Below are 25,578 nucleotides of genomic sequence, written 5' to 3'. Positions count from 1 at the left end.
GCAATTTAACCCGATGATTTTATAACTTGATTCCGGGTTTATTATTTCATGAAATGACAATATACTTCGAACAAATATAACATGTTCAGGGATAATTCCCGGAAATCACTGCATAAACTAGATAAAATGACAGCTAAATTCGTTTAACATTAACATTAACCATTGTATAATTCTAATTTACAAAAAAAAAGCTTTTTTGAATGGATTTGAATTGTTTTGAATGATATTTCCGCAAACAAATGTTATCTGTTCGGCGTATTAAACCTATTTCGTTGGTTTATTTGAGTGAATCCGCTCTACCAAAATCAAGGGTTGATGTACAAAGATTACCGTGTTCATTGCGTTAAATACCATTTGTATTGTTTATAGATACCTTGCTCTAATCCAATTTTGTGCTTCCATCCCAAAGCGTTTAGTTTTGAGACATCCGTAAGTTTTTTTTGGGTACCATCGGGTTTATCACTATTGAACTTGAATGCTCCCTCAAACCCAACGATTGATTTGATCAGATCGGCCAAATCGGAAATCGAGATGTCGACACCGGTTCCTATGTTTATGTGCGTATTCCTTATTTCTGTAGTATTGGAATACATGTCTTCAAAATCCCTGTTTTCCATGAGAAAAACACAGGCATCGGCCATATCCTCCGACCATAAAAATTCTCGCATGGGCGCCCCCGTTCCCCAGATATGAACTGTCACTTTTCCATCAAATGTTCGGGTAATTCCAATTTCATCCAGTTTTTTTATAATCGATTCTGTGGTATCCGAAGGCAGAATACCTTTTATTGGATACCGCATCAAGTCTTTTAGGATGGCATTCCAATCTTCTTCCATTAAGGCTTTACCTAAATGAATCTTTCTCAGCAAGGCTGGCAATACATGGGATTTTTCCAAGTCGAAATTATCGTTGGGGCCATAGAGATTTGTGGGCATGACCGCTATAAAATTGGTGCCATATTGTATGTTATAGCTCTCACACATTTTTATACCGGCTATTTTGGCGATGGCATAAGGCTCGTTGGTATACTCCAAAGTATCGGTTAGCAAGTACTCTTCCTTCATTGGCTGGGGACAATTTTTGGGATAGATACAGGTACTGCCGAGGAACAGTAATTTTTTGACATTGTTGAGGTAGCTTTGATGTATAACATTGTTCTGGATCATCAAATTATCATAGATAAATTCTCCCCTATAGGTGTTGTTGGCAACGATTCCACCGACTTTTGCGGCCGCGAGGAATACATATTCCGGTTTTTCACTTTTGAAGAAATTGGATACCTCGTTCGTATTGATCAAGTCCAATTCTTTGTGTGTCCGAACGGTAATGTTGGTATACCCTTTTCGATCGAGGTCTGCCAAAATGGCACTTCCCACGAGTCCCCGATGGCCCGCGACATATATTTTTGCTTCCTTACGCATTCCTATTCGAAGTAGTTATTGGTTCGATAGCCACCATCTTGTAAATATTGATCTTGCCGCATTAGCTTGATATCACTTTGCATCATATCTTTCACCAATTCAGGCAATGTATATTCAGGCACCCATCCCAGTTTATCCTTGGCCTTTGAAGCGTCACCTATCAACAGGTCTACTTCGGTAGGTCTAAAATATTTTGGATCGATAGCTAATACCTCTTTGCCCTTTTTCAATTGAAACTCGGGATTATTACATTCAGAAATGTAGGCTTTTTCATCGATTCCGGTTCCCTTGAATTCCAGTTCAATACCGACTTCCGAAAAACTCATACGCACAAATTCACGTACACTTGTGGTCTTTCCGGTGGCAATGACCCAATCTTCAGGTTCCCCGGCCTGTAAAATCATCCACATCATACGCACATAATCCTTTGCATGGCCCCAGTCTCTTTGGGCATCCAGATTTCCAAGGTATAACTTGTCTTGTAGACCAAGTGCTATTCTGGCCGTTGCCCTGGTGATTTTTCGGGTAACAAACGTTTCGCCCCGAATTGGGGATTCATGATTAAACAAAATGCCATTACATGCATACATGCCGTAGGCCTCCCTATAGTTTACGGTAATCCAATAGGCGTACATTTTGGCCACTGCATACGGACTCCTGGGATAAAAAGGCGTTTTCTCGGTCTGGGGTACTTCCTGTACTTTGCCATACAACTCTGAAGTTGAAGCTTGGTAAATTCTTGTTTTTTTGGTAAGCCCCAACAAACGAACGGCATCCAGGATCCGTAAGGTGCCAATACCGTCGGCGTTTGCGGTGTATTCAGGTATTTCGAACGAAACTTGCACGTGGCTCATCGCGGCCAAATTATAGATTTCATCCGGTTGTATTTCTTGAATCAGACGGATCAGGTTGGTACTGTCGGTCATATCCCCGTAGTGTAGGATAAAATTTCTGTTCGCTACATGTGGATCTTGGTACAAATGATCAATTCGATCGGTATTAAATAGTGACGAACGACGTTTTAGACCGTGAACGATATAATTTTTCTTAAGCAGGAATTCACTCAAATAGGCTCCGTCCTGGCCGGTAATACCAGTAATTAAAGCAATTTTTTTCATTCAAAGCAGGTTTACGGTCGTTAGGTAATCGGTCGCGGGCCATTCCGATGGAATGGAATAACGAGCGACTACTTAAAATACGCGGATTTTGTCTTTTTGGACTAGCCAGGGGTTAAATTAAGGCCTTTTTGGAACATTTCATTTTCGCCTTTTTATCAATGCATCTATTACTGTAAGACCTCCATCTGCGTTTAGCGTGTGCGTGCCGATAAGGTCTTTCGCCCAATTTGGGTGAATTGATTGTACCTCTCTTTCCTGATAAAATTCTTCCGTAAGGGTAACAATTTCATTGATTTGCATACCGTATCCATAGTGTTTGCCGCCATTTTGGGCGGGTCTATATATTCTTCCTTCATGTTCAAATATATTTCCTGCCGGTCTTGAGCACCTGACATCTGAAACTATTGGGTTTTCAGGGTGTGATTGCCAGGTTCCATTTTGGAAATCATCTGAATAGAAAAGAAAAAGTTCATCTTGGACAGAGGCTCCTTGGACCTCTCTCATGTTAGTGAAAAGCCAATATCTTCCTTTGTACTTAAAGAGGGTAGCATCGGCTGCACGGACATTTTCCATAAGTGTCGAATGAAATTCCCATCTCAACGGGAAATCTACACATTTGTACAATTCTATCGTAAGGTTTGCACCGGTTTCCGGCAACATGAACAAATCATCCCCATCTTCGAATAGCAAAGGATAGGACATATGATAGTTGTTTTCAATAATTACCTTGGGCATTTCGTATTTTCCATTCTTGTTTATTTCAATTACGGAAATTTTACCTTTATTTTCAGCATATAGCATCTCCTCGATAAAAACAAAATATTTACCATCTCTAAACAGCACAAAAGGGTCCGCCCAAATTCTATCCTTGGGAGGAACAATTCTGTTGTAATCAAAAAAAGACTTTGGTATTTTTGGCGATGTCCCAACCTTATAAAGCAAAATCCATTGTTTAATGTAAAACATTCTTCGGACCTTTCTCTTAAGGGCCAAAAGATAATTGGCCCCTATTTTTATCAAAATTTCATAATTACCGGGAGCTTTTTTCAGCTTTTTATTCGCTACAGATGATAATTCAGTATTGTTTTGATCAATATTTTTTAAGAATGTTTTCTCTCCCAATCGATATAATTCTTCCAATTTTCTGGGGACAAAACTACTCGACTTCCAATAAAAATTGTTTTTGTTTCGATATACACTTAATTCATCGGTATGGGAATAAGAACGGTACAATATCTTGTTGCCATCCGCAGTAAGTACTTCGAGTGTCGCTTCGGTGATATCTTCTTGCTCTAAAACTTCCCATACTCCTGAAAATGATGTAATACCATTTTGATAGGTGTCATGCCTATAGGTCCAAATACCATACTTTGGAATTTTTATAACTTCTTTTTGGAGGCTCTGAAAGCCTATATTAATGAAAACGTCTATGGGTTTTTCATTGATTCTTGAGATATCTTCGGGTAGTAGGTGGTCATCAGTAAGGTTTTTACCGACATTAACTTCAATTTCTTTACAATTGACTAGGTTTAGGATATTTTTTCTCTCAAATGCGTCAGGCTTCCATTTGAATATTTTGTAGTCTAAATTTGAGTAGAGCTTATATAGCAATACATTTCGATTCCTCCAGATTCTTCTGAATGCTGAATCCCCATTTTGATTGGTTACACGCGTTTTTTTTACGATCAATGAAATTTCGGAATGCTTGGAAGAGCCGATCATTTCGACCATTTTATATACCCAGGCGGGAATGTTATGGTCATCAAGTAATAAACCTATTTTTAATTTTTGTTTTGTCATTTCGTACGATTCAGCACAAGGGTGTTCGGATTAGGCAAGGGAATATCGTTCATTGTGCCTTTGTAAAATGTAGTTGGTTTAAGTATGGTTGGCAAATTAATAGAATTTCATTTAACCAATTATGATTCTGCATACGCCCCAAATTTTTTCAAAACGTTTTTGGTTATTAGTATGGCCTCTTGGTTTAAAACAGATGATCTTAATTCGGGTGAATTGAAATCGTCCAAACCCCATGCCCACTGCATACTACCCGTTGCGAAAACTTGGGCCCCACTTTTGGCCTGATAGAGTGTCATGTTCGAGGTGACCTTTCCGGATATCTTGATTTTGACGAACCATAGCAAAATAAACAGAAATGTTCCTAGAACAAGAAAAATGGGAATCAGTGCGTCAAAAAAATAATAAAGGCAAAAGACCAGTAGTAGACCGAGTAGAATGGTGAAGGTCAATACTTTTGGGCTGTATTTTTTTGATGTGGGCACTTTGCTTCTTAAAAAGCTGGTGAACGGGGCTAAAACCCTCGAAAATATGTACTTTAGAATGAAGGAATTGTTTTGTAGCTGAACTCTTTGACATACCGTAGTAGCTAAGATCTCGATGTTTGCGGGCGATTCGGAAACGACCCCATCAACTTCATAACCCAACAGGCCCTTAAGTCGGTCTCCTTTTTTCAGGTCGGTACCCTCGAAAACCCAATGTGATGCATTTTCAATTTTTATATCGCCCGCGACGGGATCCAGGAAGTATTGAACACCGATTAGTGATGCCTGTGATCCTTGTTCAGGAATATCACAAAAATTTATGGTACATGTTTTATCCTTTATTGGGTCCAAATCTACCTCCTTATAACAAACAATGGTACGGTAATGCTCTTCGGAAAGCTTACTTTTTTCCAATCTAATTTGCCAGTACATAGTATTTGAGGAAAAAAAGGCAAGGTTCACACCGTTATCCCTAGCATTTCGAACGCTTGTTCTCATTTCATCCGTCCAGTATTCATCATGCCCTGATGACAAAAAGATTTTTGAATTATTCAGTAAGCTACGGTCATTATGGAGGTCGATATTGGTACAATATCCAACATTGTACTTATTTTTTTCCAGCCATCGCACCATATTATAATCCCAACCCGCACTGCTCGTCGGGTAGTTGTGGGTAGTTACCGGCCTTGTATTGGTAAAAAAATCCCCGGCCCCCATGCCATAGGCAGCTGCAATATTATTACTTCGTGCGTAAGGCCTATTAAAAGAGACTTTGAGGGCCCTTTCCCCAGAAACCGTGCCCCAGTTGGTCAAGGAACCGCTGCCAAACGTATAAAGACACTTGCCACCCCAATAATTATAGGCCTGATAGGTAGTAACAGGCAGTTGAAACAAAACATCATGAGGTTCCCCGTCGTCCCGTACCACAAAGAGGATATAACTTTGTTTGTTATTCTCTTTTTCCTCTAATTTGACAACGTATATCCCGGTGATCCAGTCTTTTTTTGACGTGAGCCGGTATGGCTTTTTCCATGCGCATTCTACAAGACCTGTATTTCTTTCAGGTAAGGGAATGTGTTGTTCCGTACCCTCAAGAGTTATTGGGCCTACAATCTCTCTGCCGCCCATTCCACCATACCAACCCATTCGATAAACGGTAAGCGTAAATGTTGTTGACCGGGTATTTACGAACAAATCAAGGGATTCACCTTTATTGATGCTCGATTTTGAGGCATAACCTTCAATCTCCCTATTCAGAGCAGGCTTAGTGAGTCTCCAGTTCAAAGTACCTTCCTTATTGTTTTCTAGAAGAATTTTATTCGAAATGAAATTAGATGATTGAATGTCCACATTTGTTTTTTTCAAATGTACTGTTAATTATGAAAATGAAAAGTAGGTAATATTTCTATTCCAACTTGTGTTGTTCGATCGTTCTTAAGGAGGTAGACCTTCGTGTAGATGATGGTTGCATTGTAGCCATCCCAATATTTATGAAAGGGTTCCATTTCATCAAGAGAATATTCCAGGAAATCGAATTGTTTGGATGGGGTAATTCCATATAACATATATTTGCGGCAGCGTTCGGCCATTCATTGAATAATAGATGAGAACTGTCTAGACTCAATGTCGTATGGGATTTCAGGCTATGAAAGAAAGAGACACTTAATTCTTGCAAAATTTGTTAGGCCATCAAGTGTTCTTTACTAATGGAGAAGAGACATTGAATCAATACATCGTGCGTTTTCACAAAATAAATAGTGAAATTGTTTAAACAATATTAGTAATTTCTGAATACGTGTAAATAGATATTTTGAGGATATCGTTATACTATTAAGGCTATTGTAAAGTTATAGTAGCGGCACGGATATATTTAACTAAAGCTGAGGATTTTAATGTTGAAGAAGTTTAACAACACTAACATCCTCAGTTTAAGGATATCAGCTATAAAATGAGAATAAGATTCATTTCAATTAGGTAAAGACGCAGAGTTGCATGCCAGTGGATTTTTTGAATAAAATTACCAAATGATTTTTTTGAAGAAACTAAATGACTTCTTACTTTACCTGCTAATTTTTTCGGCAACTTTTGAGTATTGGGATCCTTTCGGTATTGCAGGCACTATTACGATTGCAAGAATGGTGACTGTATTGTATGTAATGTCTTCTCTACCTTTTTTTAAGCAATATCTCAGATTTCGATTTTTAAAACAGTATGTTGTACCCTTATTTTTTCTTGTGCTTGCTGGTATATTCTCAACAATCGTAAATGATATTTACGTTTTGGATTTAATTGAGATATTCAATACCAGGTTTATTCAGCTGGCATTATTAATGGTGTTGATCACGGCTCATACCGTTACTAATAAAACAGTTTTACAAAATGCATTAAAGGTATATGTATTAAGCCTTCTAATTACTGCATTATTGCTCATGGCAGGAGTCGGAATCACTTATCATAGTGGTAGATTATTTCTTTTTGGGGAGAATGCCAACCTTACCGGGTTCAAAAGTGTGCTCGCCATATTGATCGTTATAGGAGGTGTCGCTGGACAAAAGGTGAGCTTAAAAAAATGGGTATTAAGTATTTTACTGATCTTGCCATTGCTAATGCTGCTTATAGCAAGTGCCTCCAGGGGGGCACTGCTTTCATTGTTTTTAGGTCTTTTTTTCATGTTGGTATTACTTAAGGTCAAAGTAGTGAAGAAAATAGTTTTGATTGCGGTCGGTCTATTCTTCTCCATATACTTTATAAATTATATTATGGTAAATGACCGTGATTTTGCAAAGCGTATTGAAAGTACGATTAAGAATGCTGAAACAGGTGGTAGAACCAAACTTTGGGAGTCTGCAGAAAGAGTAATTCAAGATAATTTTATTTTTGGTGTCGGCCATTCAGGCGTTAATCCTGCTATGCTTAAATATGGTCAAAAGGCAGAGTTGCCCCACAATATATTTCTTGAGATTTGGCTTACTTCGGGGATTCTGGGAGTATTTTTCTTCTCGCTTTTTCTTTGGCGTATTGCTAAAAAGCTTTGGGATCGTTACAGGCAAACCGGGCAGGTATTGGGCCTTGTTCTTTTTTTGGTCATTCTAGCAAATTTGTCGAAGTCCGGTGGAGCCATTGGTATTATTTTCGCGTGGATTTTCTTTGCCCTATTAATAGCGTCAACTACTCAAATTGAAGAAATTTCGAGTAATATTTATGAAAAAAAGGGCGTTAATGAAAGATTATAGCTATTGGCCAAAAATTCGAAATGGTTGGTTTAAGTTGGTCGATTTACACTGGCTAAAAAAGACCAAATGCAAGGGCAGATTTATGAACGTCTGCGCTCGGTCATCTAAGGTTAGCAAGACATTTTCGTTTTTTTTGATTCAACCTTTTACTAAACCATTATGGCCGTAAACCAACTAAAGGAAGGCGCTCTCTTGTCATACGTGGTTTTGGCGGTAAGCAGTCTTGTAGGGCTGTTGTACACCCCTTACATGCTACGGATGATGGGCAAAAACGAGTACGGCCTCTATGCGCTAGTAGCTTCCGTAATTGCGTACTTAACAATTCTCGATTCTGGTTTTGGCAAAGCCATCGTATTTGAAGATAAGGTAGTAGCCGAGTTGGTATCGGAAATACAGTTCGAATGTGATGTATTTGCCCTACCAACGTTACAAGACGGATCTTGTAACGCGATTGTTGAAGCCATAGCCTTTGGCCTTCCCGTGGTTTCGTCGGATATGCCTGAAATAAGGGTGCAATGCGACCCGTTTGTTTCGATTTTGGTTGACCTGCACGACGTTAATGTAATATAGTCGGCTCTGGATGAAATTCTTAGCGATGGAGAAAAACTGATGGAAATGTAAAATCATGCTTTTAATCTTCGATGCAATTTGACATTAAGGAGAGGGCAAAGAGAATTGTAAACTTCTTGCAGCCAAAGAATGATTTGAAATAGTAAGTAAAAATAGATGAAAGAACAAAAAATTAATTTCATTTTTTTTAATCGGATTACCATAAATTTTTTGTAGAATAATATGTTAATTAATAATTGTGCAGGACACTCATGGGATTAAAACAAAAAGCACTTTCTGGCATTTTTTGGACATTTTCCCAGCAATTCAGCACTCAAATCATTGGTTTTTTGGTCCAAATTGTGCTGGCGAGGTTATTAGTGCCGAAAGACTTTGGGTTGATAGCCATGCTGGCTGTTTTTATCTCTCTTGGGCAAATGTTGATGGACAGTGGAATGACCACCTCATTGATACGCAGTAAGAAGCTTACCCAAATTGATTACTCGACCGTTTTTTTTACTAATATAGCGATTAGCACCTTGGTTTATCTTCTTATTTTTTTTGGTGCCCCCGCGGTCGCCAATTTTTATGACACCCCACAATTGGCCCTTATATTAAGGATTTATTCCCTTTCTTTTGTGATTAGGTCTTTGGTCGGTGTGCATACCACAAAATTGACCAAGGAACTTGATTTTAAGACCCAAATGAAGTTGCAGGTTCCATCGACAATTGTTGGCGGTATTGTCGGCGTTGTTATGGCGTTGGAAGGATATGGGGTATGGAGCTTAGTCTGGTTACAGTTATCGCAGTCCATAGTTTTCATGCTGTTAAATTGGATTTATATTAAGTGGAGGCCAACCCTTGTATTTAGTTGGACTAAGTTCAAGGACCATTTTAATTTTGGGTATAAGATAACCCTGACCGGTTCAATTGATACCATATATAACAATATGTACAATATTTTTATCGGGAAATATTTTTCACCCTCTTTGGTCGGGTTTTACACCCAGGCTGAAACCTTACGTCTCCTTCCAGTGCAGAATTTGAGCAGTGTACTCTCGAAGGTAACGTTTCCCGTTTTTGCCGCACTAGATGGAGATGAAGCTTTAAAAAACGCATACAAACGTACTATGAAAATGGTCTTGTTTGTCATAGTACCTATCATGTTCTTTCTAATTCTTGCGGCCGAACCAGTCATTTTATTCTTATTCGGAGATCAGTGGCTGCCCGCAGTACCATATTTTGAGATTTTATGTATCGCATCGATTGTGAGGCCCATTGGCACCTATAATTTGAATATCCTTAAGGTGAAAGGCCGCAGTGATTTACTTCTGATTTTGGAAATTGTAAAAAAAACGATTGGAGCAACCGCATTTTTTATAATACTTCCCTATGGCATTTTAGCCTTGATTTGGCTATTGACCATAAGCTCTTTTTTGTTTGCCTTTTTAAATGGATATGTTTGCGGAAAATTAATAGGGTATCATCTTAAGGAACAACTTTATGATTTTATGTTCCCTATTATTTTAGGATTGATTTCGTTTGTTGCGGCATATTTTATTAGTAACGTTTTACCATTATCAGATTTCAATAATTTTTTCGTTTTATTGATACTGGGACCGGTTTATTTCACATGTTATATTTCCTTTAGCTATTTAGTAAACAGGCCTATTTTCAATGAATTTAAACAGATATTAAAAAATTAATATGTTCAAGACCGACATTATTTTCAGCGGGTATTATGGAATGAAGAATACCGGTGATGATGCTTTTGTGGAAATCGCTAATTGGGGAAGTTCAAAATTTTGGGGAGTGGAATCCAAACGGTTTCTAGCCAAAGAAGGATTATTGCCAAAAACCCTTGAACCGGTTTTGGGTTATCCTTTCTCCATACCAAAAACCTACCTGTTACAAAGAAAATGGTTGTTACACCAAACGAAGTATTCCGTATTGGCAGGCGGATCGGTCTTTAATGATGTACAACCAGGGAGTATAAAGGATGTTACTTTACGGATGAAAGTAAGGCACAAGCGACTAAAACTCGGAGCAATTGGTGTATCGATAGGCCCGTTCAAGAGCGTGAAAAAGGAGAATGAAATTATTGAGTATCTAAAACATATGGATTTTCTAAGTGTTCGCGATAAACGATCATATGAATACGCCAGTAGTCTAAACCTCGAATACAATCCGGTGGAGTCTTTCGATATAGCGGCTATGCTTCCTGAAATCTATAATTTTTCAAAACTTCCAAAAGAGAAAAATAGCAATATTATCGGAATTAGTTTCAACAACGAAGAATCCCATTTGATCAACGGCGATTTAGTGAATGAGAAAAGAAGAAGAACTTTTATAATCAGTTTATTACGCTATCTTTCGAACCACGGCAATTATGAATTTCGGTTTTTCGTCTTTAATGCCAATCCTGTTCGAGGAGACGAAGCGGTCACAAATGAAATTATTCAAAAAAGCCAAATCGTGAACTATGAGATCTTCCAGTACCAGCGTTCTACCATCAATACTTGGAATGCACTTCGCGAATGCGCCGTTATGATTTCCAGTCGTCTTCATGCGTCTATTTTTGCCTGTTTTGCCGACGTACCGTTCTTTTCCATTGAGTACCACAAAAAATGTACGGATTTTCTAAAAGACGTTGGTCAAGATGAATCGTATCTCTGGGGCGATGGGGAAATTGATTTTGTAAAGGCCGCTCAAAGTGTATTGTCGATTTTGCAAAATGATAGAACCTATATCCCGCCTGCATATAAAGAAGAAATGATAGAAAAGGCTAGACTAAATTTTACCGCTTTTAAGATTCGCTAATGCTTTCTGTAGTAATACCTTTATATAATAAGGAGTTAAGTATCGAGCGAACCATTGCGTCCGTATTAAAGCAAACGTATGCTAGTTTTGAGCTTATTGTCGTTGATGATGGGTCTACGGACAAAAGTGTAGAGATTGTGGAGAATTTCACCGATGATCGTATTCGCTTGATTAAAAAAGCGAACGGTGGTGTTTCAAGTGCACGGAACAAGGGTATTGAAGCGGCCAATTACGACTGGCTAGCATTCTTGGATGCGGACGACTTTTGGCATGAAGATTATCTGTTGGAAATCTCAAAGGTAATTGAAAGGCCCATTGATATTGAGGTAATTGCTACTGGTTTTGCACGTATCAATAAGGATGGTACCATATTAAAATCAAGTGTGGCGCTTAGGAGTGGAATTGTCGATTATTTCAAAGCAACCAATGAGTCAGGGTACAACGTGTTGAATATGTCTACTTTTTGTGTAAAAAAAACATCCTTACTTTCCATCGGAATGTTCAGCAAACACCTAACCCATGGGGAGGATATGGAAGTTTTTGAAAAATTGGCACGTAGAGGCAATATTTGGATTGTGAACAAAGTGCTTTCTTATTACGTCATGGATGCTGAGAATAGGGCGATGGGGAAACTGCCGGATATTGAGAAACACAGACTATATTATGTAGATAGTTCCGAAATAACGAGTGACGAAGAAAGGTTATACCAAAAAACCCGAATATTGAACAGTATTGTTGAGAGAGTTTCTAATTTCGATGTAAAAGGAGCTTTAGCGCTATTAAAAAGACAAAGGGGTTTAATTACCATGGGTGTGCTGGTCGATTATATGATAAATCGATTTTTGACAAAGATAGGATTGAAGAGAAAACCAAAAATTATTGAAGAAGAATTTCGACCATGAAGAAGAAAGTGTCAATAATTGTACCTACACGAAACGAATCGGCACATATTGCTGACACGTTGAAATCTATCTTTGCCCAAGATTATCCTTCTAAGTTTACCGAGGTAATCATCGTTGACGGCGATAGCGACGACAATACGCCAAACGTTGTAGCCAATATGATCGCCGATCGGCCGAATGCAAGATTAATTTCAAACCCTGAAAAGGTGGTTCCCTATGCCTTAAATTATGCCATCAAGGCATCTACGGGCGAAATTATCATTAGGATGGATTCGCATTCCATATATCCCTTGAATTACATCTCCCTGCTGGTCGGTGAAATGAATCGCCTAAATTCTGACAACGTTGGTGGTGTATGTGTTACTTTGCCGGCAAATGACGGGTTGGTCGCCACGGGTATAGCCTTGGCAATATCTCATCCCTTTGGCATTGGCAACTCTACGTTTAGAATTGGGAGTAAGGATATCAGGGAGGTGGATACCGTACCTTTTGGATGTTTTAAAAGGTCGTTGTTTGACAAGATCGGTATGTTCGATACCGACCTTATTCGCAATCAAGATGATGAGTTCAATGGTAGAATTATTAAAAATGGCGGAAAAATCCATTTAATACCGCAGATAAAAATAAAATATTTTGCGCGTGGCAATGTGCATAGTTTAATGAAAATGTTTTACCACTACGGCCTGTTTAAACCTTTGGTAAATAAAAAATTGGGTGCTTCCGCTACTTTGCGTCAATTTGTACCACCACTATTCACATTATTTTTGGTTTCGGCGATCCTGCTACCTGTTATACCTTTAATTTTTCAGCTGATTTGGGCTTGTCTCCTTTTCGTTTATTTAATAATGGCATTTTTGGTCGGGGCCACCTTAGCCAAAAAAGTAAATCGACCCGCCCTTTTTTTTGTAGTCCCTTTTTTGTTTCCTCTGATACATGTAAGTTATGGTTGGGGCTATTTAAAGGGCTATTTTTTGGTAAATGTCCTGAAGAAAAAACTTGGAAAGAAAGATTTTGCCATTTCAAGATAGAAGTAAATTATGAAAGTCTAATCTTTTAAAAAATTATTCCTGCTTTTGCCCTGGGTCTCGGTTTCTGCTTCTGTCGATTGTTACTAAAGTATTAGTTGAAGAAATCTGTATCCAAAATTTAGTAAAATGAGTGATTTGTCAAGTAAGATAGATGACGGTTTTATTGATTTAAAAACCGTTATTCGATATTTGCACAGTTTGTTAAATACACTAATTAGTCTTAAACACAGTTAATGGCTATTTGTAAGATATGTTTTTTTGTTCCTTATTATCCCTTGATAAAAGGTGGAGCGGAGTATCAGGCAAAAATTATTGCCGAGGAGCTTACTAAATTCGATTATGAGGTAATCTATATTTCCGAAGGACACGAATTGGAAGGTCAAGAATTGCACAATGGTTTCAAGGTTTATAAGTTGACAACCCCTTTTGGCACAGTTGAAAAAGCTACGCTTTATAGGAGGTTCATGACAAAAGTAAACGCTATCATCGCTGAAGAAAATCCTGATGTAATCTATCAGCGGATACTTAATACTTTTACCTACAGGCTCTCGAAATTCGCAAATAAGTCTAAAATTCCATTTGTGCTCCATATTGCGGACAATTATTCTGTGGAATTCAATAAGGGCTACAAAAGCTTTTTTAAAGAAAGGATTTTTAAAGATATACTCAAACAACGACCTTATATCATTTGTCAAACGGATTATCAAAAGCAGAAAATTCGTCAAAAAGGGTATGAGCCGGCGGCCAAGATTCCCAACATGCATCCTGATATCAGAGTTATGGGACACGAACAGAAGGATAAAAACAGTATTGTATGGATTGGCAACTCAAGACCAGTTAAGCAACTTGAAGTATTTTTAAAATTGGCCAAGGACTTTGAATCAACAAATTTTCTATTTCACGTGATTGGAAAAATACCCGAGTCGGAATACGGTTTTAGCTTACAAGAAAAACTAAAGGTCGCCACAAATGTTGAATATCATGGGGAGAAGACAAATGCATATATTAATTCATTCTTGATAAAATCAGGTTTGTTGGTCAATACTTCAGCATCGGAGGGTTTTTCAAACACGTTTATTCAGGCTTGGATGTGTGGAACACCGGTATTGGCATTCAATTCCGATCCGGACGGTATAATGAAAAAATACGCAATAGGAATCGATTGTAAAGGAAGTTACTCTGATTTGTCAAAAGGCCTGTTAGACATATTGGAATCGGATGATTACGGGAGCTGGTGTGAACGAGCTCTTGCAACGGCCACATCCCTATTCTCTACAAGCGAAAATATATCGAAATTTACATCTGTGTTGAAAACCGCTATAAATGGAAGAAAATAGGAAAAATATTCTATGGGTGCACAGTTCGCCTGGAGGCGTTGGCGTCGGGGGCGGATGGATGTATACCCAATATCAATCTGTGAAAGACCGGGTAGATTTATACCATGTAGACAATCTTAAAAATCCTTTTGTTCTTTTAAGGCATTTGTTGAAGTTGAGAGTATTGGCCAAGAAGTACGATATTGCCCATGCCCAATACGGCTCTGCGGTTGGTTTTCTAACAAGCTTAATGGGCTGTACGAGAATACTTTCACTTAAGGGGTCGGATTGGTATGTTTCCCCTAGTACTTCGCTTTTAGAAAAACTAAGAATACTTATGGGAATTCAAATGACCAGGATTTCTTTGAAAAGGTTTCATCATATCATTGTGATGTCGGATGCGATGAAGAAAGAGGTGTTAAAAAGTGTTCCGGGGGCAGAAGTCGAAACAATAACAGACCCGATTGACTTGGATAAATTTAAACCCTCAAGAATTCCAGCAGAAAACAAAGTCAAGAAAGTATTGTTTGCCGCCGTACACTTGGATAATCCGGTAAAAAGATTCTCATTGGCTCAGCGAAGTTTTGAACTTTTGCGTAAAAAACTACCCAACACAGAGTTGGTAACCATGAGTAGGATACCCCATTCCGAAGTTTGTAATTTTATGAACGGTATGGACGTTCTATTATTGACCTCGACCCATGAGGGATGGCCCAACGTAGTAAAGGAGATGTTGGCTTGCAACAAGCCTTTTGTGAGTACACAGGTGAGCGATCTTGAAGCCTACGCCGCGAGGACCAAGAATTGCTTTGTTTGCAATGATTCCCCGCAGGAACTCGCCGATGCCCTTTATAAATCATTACGGGCTCCGGAGGAAGATTTAAGAAGACTAGTACGGGATTTCAATTTGGATGAAAGTCTGTCAGCGCTTAAGAAAATTTACGATAAGTATTTATAGGCTGTTTCCAATTTTGACCGATAATATCCATTTTTGATAAAACCCCAATTCCTACTACCAAAACCATAATTCCTAATACTCGAAGGCTTTCATAGACTCAATTGAATTCTTGGGACGGACCGCAGAGAATTTCTGATGTGCCGAAAACGATTAAAGCCCTGATTAAGATATAAAAACACCCTCGTTTTAAACCTGGATATCTTTAATCCTCATCTCATCTAGGTTTAAAGTTTTCAGGGTATTGAACAGAACCTTCCAGATAAGCCCTGTTATAGGCCAATTCTGCCCAATGAACTCCAGAAGTTCTAGCTTCTACAAAAAAGCCAGTATCCATATTTTCATATCGATTCTGCAATGCTTCATCAAAACGTCCAAGGCACATCCACCCTTCCGGCATAAAATTACGGTTATCTTTCTCAGAATCCGGCTGACCATCGAGCCAATAACGTATCTGATAATTTGTGAAGTTTTCAGGCCAAAATACGTCTACGGTGCGAATTAAGGCGCTCATATCCTCTTCCGTATAAAACATTTCACCAACTGTATAGTCTTCGACCATAAATTTTACCACTCTGGCAGCGTGGCCATGGTCAACGATTTTTCTTCCCTGATATGGCTCCCCGTTAAATCTAGTATTCCATTGATAGGCGCTTGCGTTCGCCGCGTTTGGTTTTAGTAGCTCTCGCATACCACCAGTAGTTCCTTCGATACCTATGTCACTATTGAACCTGTCATAAACATACTTGTACTGAGAATCCCCGGTGCAGTTCCAAAGGTGCCATCCGATGTAGGCCCAAGCGGAGGAGCTGTCAACACCAGAATGTTGGAAGGTTAAGGAATTTCTAGAAAGCCATTTCTCCCAAAAATTTACCTGAAGGAAATTAAGGATATATTCATAGTGTTCGCGGTACGTCTTGCCATCTACTATAATCGATTCTCCCAAAAGCCCCGGGCTATTATGCATGACGTACAGCAGTCTTGCCACACTCATAAATCCTCTACTTTCGTAGAGTTGAAACTGCCCGCCCACACTCGGGACCGGCTTGCCTGAAATACTTGTATCGGCATCTCCCCACCAACTTAGATAGGAATCGTTGTAAGATGCCCCTGTTTGAGGGAGCGCTGAACTTGGTACGGCTTTGGAGAACAAGGTGTTGACGGCGATTATAAAGTCATTCAAATATTTTTTATCCCCTGTCGCCTCAAAAAGGGCAATAACCCCCTGTAATGCGTCTAAATGATAGATATCCCCTTGATTCCCGTGCTCACATAGTCTCAGTATTCTTCCGTATTCGCCATCGTATGGTTCCCCCAGTGGATCATTGGGACTCGGTGGTAGCGTTATATCATACAATGCATTATGGGCATTTAGGGCTAGTTGACTTTTAGACATTTTGTCAAAGACCTCGCTTTCCACTGTTTCATCCGAAAAATTCACGGTGACGGTAGCGCTATCAATTTCGACCGTTTCATCAGGGTTTACTGCCTCCGTGGTATAAGTAAATGACTCCGTTTCCGGTGAATCAGCTTCCTGGTCATTTTCTTGTTCCGTCGAAGTATTGGCGGGGATATACAGTAAGGTTTTATTTTCAATAATTATGATTTCCCCGTTTAGCGGGGATGATGTTTCAATTATCTTCACGCGTTCCGGATCGCTAAAGGTGTCGTTCGATAAGACGTCCATGGTAAGACTTTCGTTCATGGATGCAGTATAGTTATCGTCTTTTAGATAATTTACGAAGTCTACTTGACCGCTGGAATCATCTGTTGCATATTGGGAAAGCAAATCGGAATCTTTGGTACAGGAGAGAACTAAACACAGTACAATAGTAAACATTGTCAGATAGATGACGTTGCCATGGGGAAATTTCATAAGTAGGTCTTTGCTAAAAATTTGTAATTACCAGGTTATTTAAAAAATAAAATGTGATTAAGATTTTACTGTTAATTCGCAATTTATTCTAATCTATGATTTGGTTGCTTAAAAATACGGGAGAGATCCGTTTTCGGACTACGAAATACCGATTTATTCGATAAGATGCGCTTTTTTTTAACATTTGATGTTGTCGGCACCGAACATAAACCTTCAGTCCTCTAATTTTTTTGATGATAGCAATAGATATGTTTTTAATACTAAAGAATTTTATTTCAAGATGTCATGGACAATAACCTTTTTGTTCGAAATGCTTATGGCCCTCTCCACAAGTTTACGTGTAAGAGAAACGTCAAGAAGTAATTTTCCTTTTCTCGTGACCTCCTTTAGTATTTTACCCTTTAATTCTAAAAATGGGCCTGGCCATGCCGTGCCCGCAGCATATTTAGGCAGCGATGGCACTCTATTTGAACTCCGTAAGATCTTTGCAATCCGGTTCGGTGAAAATCTGCTTTTTCCCATAATTACTGTTTACGATTGAGATTATTATGCTACTTTTAAAATGTTGGTTTTTTAGGGAAGCTTGCTTACAACCAGGTTGGGTAAAATGGTGCCCGGAATTAAAACAAATACGATCAATGATTACGGAATTAACCAGACATATAATCCAATGGGATATAAAATCTTGGTCTAAAGCACTGGAATATTGGGAAAGAAGTATCGACTGGGAGAAAATTCAAAATGGACTTGAGTTGGGCGGCCGAGAAGGCGGACTTTCTCTATGGCTTGCTTTAAAAGGAAAAAAAACCATTTGTTCTGACCTTATTAACACGAAAAAAACGGCAGAACAACTTCACTTGCGCTACAATATATCTTCGCTAATAACATATCAAGACATTGACGCTGCCGATATTCCATACGAGGACTATTTTGACATTATAGTATTTAAATCAATAATCGGCGGAATCGGTAGAAACAACAACTTTAAAGGTCAACAAAAGGTTTTCAAAGAAATCTATAAAGCTTTAAAACCGGGAGGGAAGCTTTTGTTTGCAGAAAATCTTCTTGCTTCCCCTTTTCATCAGCGACTACGAAAACGATATGTCAAGTGGGGAAATACGTGGAGATATGTGACTTTAAAAGAAATGAGAGAATTTCTTAAAGACTTTTCAAGTGTCGACATAAAGACTACTGGTGTACTTGCAACATTTGGAAGAAACGAAAGACAGAGAATTTTTCTTTCAACAATAGATGATTTAATTTTAAATAAAGCTTGCCCTGAAAATTGGAAATATATAATTTATGGTATAGCGGAAAAATAAAACCACACTTAATAACTGAATGCGGTCATAAAATGATTACACGGATAGGGATAAACTTGAATAACACAACAGGGAATCGACGGTATGGCATGTTGCTTACTTTACATTTAAAAATGCGCAATATCCTATAACAATGACCATTTTCAGTAATATGAATAAAAGACAGTACTCGTAGGTAGTAATTCAGTAAGCAATTTTTTGGATCAAAGGAAAATGTATGGCGGATTAGAATACCTAAAACACTCGTTGCCTTTGTGTGACGTGCCGCCTAGGAAATAAAAGGTTTGTTCGGGAAAGAATTCTTCCCTAAAATGATACATACTAAAAGCCCCCCATAGATGAAGCCTTCAAAGGATACAATATTTTTTTAGATTTGAGGTTAATTATCTAATTGGTGTTAAACAGTCTAAATATATGCAGCAAAATATAGAGAAAAAAGATTGGTTATCTTTTAAAAGAAATGCGGAACTTGATACTGTTATAAAATATTTACCGGTTGAAAAAGATATCAAAGTTCTGGAAATCGGGGGTCGAGATGGTTTTATGGCAAAAAGGATTCATGACCTTGGATACGACATCACATCAATTGATTTATTTCCAATCTATCCCCAACATTTTCCGGTGGCGGTTGGGGATGCAACCAAATTGGACTTTGAATCGAACCAATTTGATTTTATTTTCACCTCGCATCTTATTGTAGAGATTAGGGAACTTGACTTATTTTTTGATGAATGCAGGAGAGTTGTCAAAAAAAATGGATTGATGGTACATGTTGTGCCTTCTACTCCATGGTCTTTGGGTACAAATTTTTGGCATTATCTCTTATTGCCAAAATTCTTTATCAACTGGATAAGACCCAATACCTTGGTCATAGATGCCAATAGTTATGGTAAGAATCTAGTAGAAACAGAAAAACAAAATACGAAGAGTAAGATTATCAATGTCTTATTTTTACACCCCATTGGCACAAACCCGAGTTTCTTACATGATATTTTTTCTTTTACAAAACGTAAATGGAAAAACCTTTTTAAAAATCATGGATTTGAAATAGTAAGCGTGGAAAATGGACCACATTATTACACGGCCTATGGAGTTTTTAAATACAAATTGATGGGCATGAGAAAAAGTTTGGCAAAAACTGGATTCTCCGGGTCATTTTGCTATGTCCTAAGGGATAAGCGCACACCAAATGATTAGAAAGAGGTGGTTTTGGATTATCAGAAACCTACCGTGAGCACTACTATGTCAATAGAAGTCGCCACTGCTTCAATCATACTCAAGCCTAAGAAGTTATAAGGCTTAGGCGTAAAGGGATTGCGATACTTCTACCGATAAAAAATGAGAATAGTACTATGGCTTGCTAGTTAATTTGGGCTTCTATACAACGGAAAAAACGCCCTGCCTTCTTCAGCTTTCCTTTCTCCGGAGAGTTGGTCATAGATTGCCTGGTCAGCCACAAACTTCCAAACCCTAAACTCCCTATAGTCTTTTGAAAACGAGGCCTTGAAATCAAACAAGGAATCTTCCTTACTCCCTAAACCGCCACCCAGGTTAAAGATTTTGTACCCTGCTTCAGTGGCCTTTATTCGCATCTCATCCAGAAAAACATTGGCGGGTGCCAGATACAGATAGTCGGTCCTGGTTCCCGAAAGATGAAATTGTACGATATTTTTGGTTTTTACGAACATAGAAGCTGCCATGGCCTCTCCCGTCTCATTGTGCACTACCAAAAGTATGTCGGTTTTAAAACCGTCACATTTCATAAAATCGAAAAAGTACTCCCTAGTAAAATAATAGTCCTTACTGGCCGATAAACGGTCCATGTTCTCGTAGTATATGTCTATGAACAAGTTGATATCGGCATCGGTCTCGGCCTTTCTAACCGTACAGACCCTACGACATTTATTGGTTCTATTTTTGGTACTTTTCCCGTACTGGGCGCGTTGGGTAGCCAAATCCTGTGTCAAGTCTATATTCACAACTTTTCCCAACACAGGCGTGTTTCCCAATCCACCCAAAATATTCGATTGGTTTTCAAAATAGGGGTGGAGCCTTGAAAAAACACTTACGACCGCGAGCCCGTCAAGAGCGGTCTTAAATTCGGTTGCGAATCTTTGATTATCAAAATCTGGAGGAACGTTCTTCGAAATGGGTCCGGCATAGCCATACACCGAGGTCAGGTCAAAGTAATCGGTATCATTGATAGGTCTTTTTAAAAAAGGAATGGCAATCACGATATCCTTTTCCTTGTAGGTAATCAAAATAGGGTTTTCAAACTCCTTTTTAGAAATGTGATGGTAATCGTAGGTATGGTAAAAATCGTAGGCACCGATTTCATTCAATACATTTTCCCATGCTGTCTTATCACTGATTATCTGTATTGGCATTGAGGTATTAATTTTCAGGGACCCGATGGTATTAGTGGTCGAATTGTCTTTGCTCTATCAATGTTATGGTGTCCAATATTATTTTCTTTCCTTTTTCGGCAAATTTGGGATAAACGGTTTCAAAAGTCTCGCCCTCCTCGAACCTAATCGGTTCCTGACACAATATGGTTCCTTCATCGATTTTATCATCAATGATATGGGTGGTAATTCCGGAGATTTTCACCCCGTAATCCAAAGCTTCTTGGATGGCCGTGGTAGTGGCCAAAAAACTGGGAAAAAGAGAGGGATGTATGTTGATTATTCTATTTGGAAAGGCATCCAACAGTCCTTGTCGAACGATATACTTATAGCTTAAAAGGAATATGTAATCGATATTCCTATTTTTTAGCTCACTACAGATGTCGTCCTGGTAGGACTCCGGAGTATCGTACTCTTTTCTGATGAACCTTTTCGTGGCTATTCCGGCTTCCGTTGCAGCATCGACCGCACCCGAGGGCAGTGCTTGGTAAAACAGTACATCTATGGTAGAACGTTTCAGCATTCCCTTTTGGAAGGCCTCAATCGTGTCTTTGGCATTTCTACCCCATCCGGTAGTTAGAATCGCCCACTTAAGCTTTTGATCTGTATACATCCAAATCTGGGATTACTGCTCCGGCATCGACCACGATATCCTTGGAGCTGAGAACACTTTTAATTGTTTTAAAAAAAATTTTTACATCCAACGTGAACGATAGGTTTTCTACGTACTTGACATCCATTGCAAGACGATCGTCCCAATTTAAGTTGTTCCGACCGGATACTTGCGCTAGACCGGTAATACCCGGTCGCACCTGATGCCTTTTTCTTTCCCTCTCCGAATAGTACGGTAGATACCGCATCAAAAGGGGCCTGGGTCCAATAAGGCTCATGTCGCCTTTTAACACATTGATCAGTTGCGGAATTTCATCCAAGGAGGTCTTCCGCACGAATATACCCACCTTGGTCAATCGGTCGGTATCGGGCAGTAGCGTATTGTTCTTATCCCTGGCATCGGTCATCGTCTTAAATTTGAGTAACCTAAATGTTTTTTCATCCCTCCCTGGTCGTGGCTGAACAAAAAAGGGCTTTCCATGATTAGTAACCAGTAAAATAATGAGTACGGTCAAAAAAATAGGGGAGAGGAGAACAAGCAGGACCAGGGAAACCAGAAAATCAAGAAGTCTTTTTACGCCATTTCCGTACATATGATGGACCTTTAATGGATTCTGATTTTTTCATAGACCTCCAAGGTTTTCCTTGTCATTTCGGGAATGGTGAATCGACTTAGCGCCTTTTTTTTGGCATTTTCCGCCAGTTGTTTTCTCAACGCCGGGTCGTTGGCCAGTTTTTCCAAAGCCTCTATGAACTCTTGTACGTTTTCGTTTTCAAATAGCAATCCGTTTACGCCATGATCAATCTGCTCGTAGGCGCCCTCTGTATTACTTCGAATGGGGCAACATTCGCTCATCATGGCTTCTATGGTCACCAAGGGAAACGATTCCATTCGCGAGGGTAATACAAAAATATCAAAAATATCATAGAAAGGTTTGGGATCTTCAAATGGGACGTAGGTAATTAAATTACCAACCTCGGCCTCTGTAATCATACCTTGTAGCCAAGTATGCTCATCACTACCGGCCACACCACCTAGAAAAACGAAATGGATTTTGTTTTTGGTCCTGTCCGACAACCCCTTAAGTGCGGCCACCAACAAATCGCTTCCTTTTCGTAACGAAATACTTCCCGCAAAACCGATAATCAGTTTATGTTCCTCAATTCCCAACCTTTCTTTAAGGCTCTGATTTTCCTCCCTTGAAATAGGTATCGAAAAACGCTCGGACACTCCATGATGAATCAGGGTAATGTCTTTGTCTTTGATGCCAAATGTTTTTTTACTAAACTCATAGGACTCCTTGCTGATGGCAATAAGATGTGTAGGGTTCTTAAACTTGAAGTTCCTCTTCAAGTATAAAATATGCAAGGTAGTCGTGAATTTTGTACGCATCAACCATGGCAGAAAAGTCATGTACGGTGATTGGCAATGAATCACATCAGGGTCGTATTCCTTGATTTCGGTAATAATCTTTAAAACGGAGGTTAGGGAGTGATATACTCTCTGTAATATGGTTCCAATCGGGGTTTTAAACTCTTTTATCAGTATCCCAAGGTCTTCGAACTCCTTATAAAAGTCGTCTACCCTTGAAGTGGCATTCGGTACCTTACCCCCAGTGATGAGACAAACCTCATGTCCCATATCTACCAAGCCTTTGGCAAGATCTAGGGTGTGTGTAGTAACCCCACTTTGCTCAATTCGACTTAAAAGAAAGGCTACTTTCATAGGGTAATTGACTTTAAAAAAATCGGCTTAGGAAAAAATAGCATCGATGTTGTACTAAGGTCCTATCAAAAGGCAAGTTTACATAAAATTAAGACAAAAACTAAGGGTTTAAGACAAAGGCCTTTAAAAGCGGGTTGAAAGGCAGGCATATTACCGATCATAAAAATAATCCCAACGTTGAATTATTGGTCAGGATGGTTCTTATCTTTATTGGGTAAGCGTTGATACTCTTTTAAAATTTCTTCCCATACCATGCTACGACTATATCTTGAAATGATCAGTTCACGAATCGCATTCATTTCTAGGGACTTTCCCTTTTTAGCCAATAGGTAGGCCTCTTTCATACGGTCGTAAAGTGTATCGACATTTTTGACCGGAACGATGTAGCCATTTTTACCTTCAAGAATAATCTCGTTACATCCATTAATGTCGGATACAATACTCGGAAGTCCCATCGAGCCCGCTTCCATAACTACATTCGGGAAGCCCTCCCTGTAACTCGGAAACGTTAGCATGTCTGCTATTGCATAATAGGGGCGTACATTTCTTTGTGAACCCACGGAAATAATACCCTTGTTATTTTTCAAGATGAGTTCGGTTTCTGGAAGCAAGGGGTCAAGTTCTGCTTCTGGCGAGCCTACTAGCAATAATTTCGTATTTTCAAATTCCGAATTGATAAGTTTAAAGGCCTTTGCCAATTCATTGAGGCCTTTATCCGTTACCAATCTCCCCACAAAAATGAATACAAAATCGGTTGATTTAATTCCAAGCTCGCTCTTGAGGTCGTTTTTGGTTTTCTGATCGAACAGTCCTGGGTCATATAAACTTGTGTCAACGCCATTGGAGCTTCCATTTGCGATGACCTTCAACTTGCTGGCTTTGGTATATTTACTTCGGATGAGTATATCCTTCAAACCAAAGGAGTTGGGATATAAACCGGTAGCACATGCATAAGTCATTTTCTCTACGGTATCCAACAACACTCTTTTTGCTCCTTTGGCCTCCAACAAAGGTAAACCGGCGATGGTGTGCAGCCTATGGGGTACTCTGGCCAAAAAAGCGGCCATCATACCTAAGGTTCCTGCCTTTGGGGTGTGTGTGTGTACGATATAGGGTTTTTCGCTTTTGAAAATCTTGTATAGTTGCCAAGTAGCTTTTAAGTCCTTCCATGGAGTGATTTTTCGTGTCATTTCAACCGGAATCACCCGGCTATTCTGCTGGACTCCTACATTTTCCAAAACATCTATTTCCGTGGCATTCGCACCACCGGTGGCCGAAGCGATGCCGATAACCTCGAAGTGGTCTGACATATACCTTAACTGGCCACGCAATAGCCCGCCGAGGGAGGCCGGTATCGTTGTTATACGAATTAGTTTTGGCTTCATTTTTTTTGGTCTTTTTTTATTCTTTTGCCGGAGAGATCGCTCTAAAGTAAATTGGGTATCCTATCCATCTTCCTTTCTTTTTCATATTAATCGAATAAAGACTATACGTATACGTTTATTTATGCCGTTTCGGTAAACAAAATTGTAGCTTTCATATGTATATTTTTCGTCTTATGTTCATATGACATTTATATGTCGTTAAAAATGTTTATAGGTAATCTTGCACAAATATTCATATATCATGTACTTTAGTAAATTGATAGCACAGCTTTGATTCTCCTTTGTACCCGGTGACTTCATTTGTTTTTGGTTTGCCGAAAGTGACTTTTTGTTGATACTTATTTAGTTCTCGTTCGAATTTTTCCGGTCGGAATTTCTGAATGGGCGCAAGCCCCAATGGTCAATTGTCGGCCAGGACTTTTCGGAACATGTCCTCCCATTGTCGCCCAACATTTTCGATTGAGAACTTATCCAGTGCCCTAGGGGCATTTCTTGCTAGTTTCGCCCTTAAGGAGTCATCGTTCATCAGTTGGTGCAGTTGTACGGCCATGGCCTCGATATTTTGGTCTTCCACCAACAACCCGTCATGGTTATGGGTTATTATTTCCGACGGTCCGGAAATACAGTC

At 39.1% G+C, this 25,578-nt stretch carries 22 protein-coding genes; 10 read left to right on the top strand and 12 right to left on the bottom strand.

Annotation, left to right across the window (positions count from 1 at the left end; translation table 11 throughout):
- Window positions 1-335: 335 nt before the first annotated feature.
- The 4 genes from FK220_RS17175 to FK220_RS17160 form a co-directional block, all read right to left on the bottom strand.
- Window positions 336-1,421 (bottom strand): GDP-L-fucose synthase family protein, encoded by a 1,086-nt coding sequence (locus FK220_RS17175; protein WP_152575591.1) that lies wholly within the window; start codon window positions 1,419-1,421, stop codon window positions 336-338.
- A gap of 2 nt (window positions 1,422-1,423) precedes the next feature.
- Entirely contained in the window at window positions 1,424-2,539 is a 1,116-nt protein-coding gene (gene gmd / locus FK220_RS17170; protein WP_152575590.1) for a GDP-mannose 4,6-dehydratase, read from the bottom strand.
- 138 nt (window positions 2,540-2,677) lie between these two features.
- Complete coding sequence (locus FK220_RS17165) at window positions 2,678-4,339, bottom strand: glucosamine inositolphosphorylceramide transferase family protein (protein WP_152575589.1); 1,662 nt, start codon at window positions 4,337-4,339, stop codon at window positions 2,678-2,680.
- 119 nt (window positions 4,340-4,458) lie between these two features.
- Window positions 4,459-6,186 carry a N,N-dimethylformamidase beta subunit family domain-containing protein gene (locus tag FK220_RS17160; protein WP_152575588.1) on the bottom strand — a complete coding sequence of 576 codons (1,728 nt, stop codon included), beginning with the start codon at window positions 6,184-6,186 and terminating at the stop codon, window positions 4,459-4,461.
- 659 nt (window positions 6,187-6,845) lie between these two features.
- Between FK220_RS17160 and FK220_RS17155 the strand changes: the two genes are divergently transcribed.
- The 8 genes from FK220_RS17155 (at window position 6,846) to FK220_RS17120 (ending at window position 15,627) form a co-directional block, all read left to right on the top strand.
- Entirely contained in the window at window positions 6,846-8,054 is a 1,209-nt protein-coding gene (locus FK220_RS17155) for an O-antigen ligase family protein (protein ID WP_152575587.1), read from the top strand.
- A gap of 159 nt (window positions 8,055-8,213) precedes the next feature.
- Window positions 8,214-8,624, top strand: coding sequence for a glycosyltransferase (locus FK220_RS17150; protein ID WP_152575586.1), 411 nt, complete (start codon window positions 8,214-8,216; stop codon window positions 8,622-8,624).
- A 251-nt stretch (window positions 8,625-8,875) separates the two neighbouring features.
- Window positions 8,876-10,309, top strand: a complete 1,434-nt coding sequence (locus FK220_RS17145; protein WP_152575585.1) for a lipopolysaccharide biosynthesis protein — start codon at window positions 8,876-8,878, stop codon at window positions 10,307-10,309.
- 1 nt (window position 10,310) lies between these two features.
- Window positions 10,311-11,423, top strand: coding sequence for a polysaccharide pyruvyl transferase family protein (locus tag FK220_RS17140; RefSeq protein ID WP_152575584.1), 1,113 nt, complete (start codon window positions 10,311-10,313; stop codon window positions 11,421-11,423).
- Window positions 11,423-12,325 (top strand): glycosyltransferase family 2 protein, encoded by a 903-nt coding sequence (locus FK220_RS17135; protein WP_152575583.1) that lies wholly within the window; start codon window positions 11,423-11,425, stop codon window positions 12,323-12,325. Before FK220_RS17140 ends, FK220_RS17135 begins: the two co-directional genes overlap by 1 nt.
- Window positions 12,322-13,353 (top strand): glycosyltransferase family 2 protein, encoded by a 1,032-nt coding sequence (locus FK220_RS17130; protein WP_152575582.1) that lies wholly within the window; start codon window positions 12,322-12,324, stop codon window positions 13,351-13,353. The genes FK220_RS17135 and FK220_RS17130 overlap by 4 nt, the downstream gene beginning before the upstream one ends.
- A 233-nt stretch (window positions 13,354-13,586) precedes the next feature.
- Window positions 13,587-14,690: a glycosyltransferase family 4 protein gene (locus tag FK220_RS17125; protein WP_152575581.1), complete on the top strand. Its 1,104-nt coding sequence runs from the start codon at window positions 13,587-13,589 to the stop codon at window positions 14,688-14,690.
- Entirely contained in the window at window positions 14,677-15,627 is a 951-nt protein-coding gene (locus FK220_RS17120; protein WP_238719088.1) for a glycosyltransferase, read from the top strand. Before FK220_RS17125 ends, FK220_RS17120 begins: the two co-directional genes overlap by 14 nt.
- Window positions 15,628-15,841: 214 nt before the next feature.
- Here FK220_RS17120 and FK220_RS17115 read toward each other — a convergent pair whose 3' ends face one another.
- Window positions 15,842-17,500: an Ig-like domain-containing protein gene (locus FK220_RS17115; RefSeq protein WP_152575580.1), complete on the bottom strand. Its 1,659-nt coding sequence runs from the start codon at window positions 17,498-17,500 to the stop codon at window positions 15,842-15,844.
- A 270-nt stretch (window positions 17,501-17,770) separates the two neighbouring features.
- A complete protein-coding gene (locus FK220_RS17110; protein WP_152575579.1) occupies window positions 17,771-18,022 on the bottom strand; it encodes a hypothetical protein in 252 nt (83 codons plus the stop codon).
- 116 nt (window positions 18,023-18,138) lie between these two features.
- On the opposite strand from FK220_RS17110, the gene FK220_RS17105 reads away from it, so the two are divergent.
- Window positions 18,139-18,822 (top strand): class I SAM-dependent methyltransferase, encoded by a 684-nt coding sequence (locus FK220_RS17105; RefSeq protein ID WP_152575578.1) that lies wholly within the window; start codon window positions 18,139-18,141, stop codon window positions 18,820-18,822.
- Between the two features lie 414 nt (window positions 18,823-19,236).
- Window positions 19,237-20,019, top strand: coding sequence for a class I SAM-dependent methyltransferase (locus tag FK220_RS17100; protein WP_152575577.1), 783 nt, complete (start codon window positions 19,237-19,239; stop codon window positions 20,017-20,019).
- Window positions 20,020-20,186: 167 nt separating this feature from the next.
- On the opposite strand, the gene FK220_RS17095 is transcribed toward FK220_RS17100, so the two are convergent.
- The 6 genes from FK220_RS17095 to FK220_RS17070 form a co-directional block, all read right to left on the bottom strand.
- On the bottom strand, window positions 20,187-21,209 hold the full coding sequence (locus tag FK220_RS17095) for a GNAT family N-acetyltransferase (RefSeq protein WP_152575576.1): 1,023 nt from the start codon (window positions 21,207-21,209) through the stop codon (window positions 20,187-20,189).
- Between the two features lie 31 nt (window positions 21,210-21,240).
- Window positions 21,241-21,840, bottom strand: a complete 600-nt coding sequence (locus FK220_RS17090; protein ID WP_152575575.1) for a formyltransferase family protein — start codon at window positions 21,838-21,840, stop codon at window positions 21,241-21,243.
- On the bottom strand, window positions 21,818-22,432 hold the full coding sequence (locus FK220_RS17085; protein ID WP_152575574.1) for a sugar transferase: 615 nt from the start codon (window positions 22,430-22,432) through the stop codon (window positions 21,818-21,820). Before FK220_RS17085 ends, FK220_RS17090 begins: the two co-directional genes overlap by 23 nt.
- 11 nt (window positions 22,433-22,443) lie before the next feature.
- The gene (locus FK220_RS17080; RefSeq protein WP_152575573.1) at window positions 22,444-23,565 is read right to left on the bottom strand and encodes a glycosyltransferase family 4 protein; all 1,122 of its coding nucleotides are present in this window, start codon (window positions 23,563-23,565) and stop codon (window positions 22,444-22,446) included.
- Between the two features lie 182 nt (window positions 23,566-23,747).
- On the bottom strand, window positions 23,748-24,950 hold the full coding sequence (locus FK220_RS17075) for a glycosyltransferase family 4 protein (RefSeq protein WP_152575572.1): 1,203 nt from the start codon (window positions 24,948-24,950) through the stop codon (window positions 23,748-23,750).
- A 400-nt stretch (window positions 24,951-25,350) separates the two neighbouring features.
- On the bottom strand, window positions 25,351-25,578 hold a 228-nt coding region (locus tag FK220_RS17070), incomplete at its 5' end, for a glycosyltransferase (protein WP_152575571.1).

This window comes from Pelagihabitans pacificus (assembly GCF_009371985.2).
Lineage (GTDB): Bacteria > Bacteroidota > Bacteroidia > Flavobacteriales > Flavobacteriaceae > Pelagihabitans > Pelagihabitans pacificus.
This window is presented reverse-complemented; position numbering and strand designations above follow the sequence as displayed.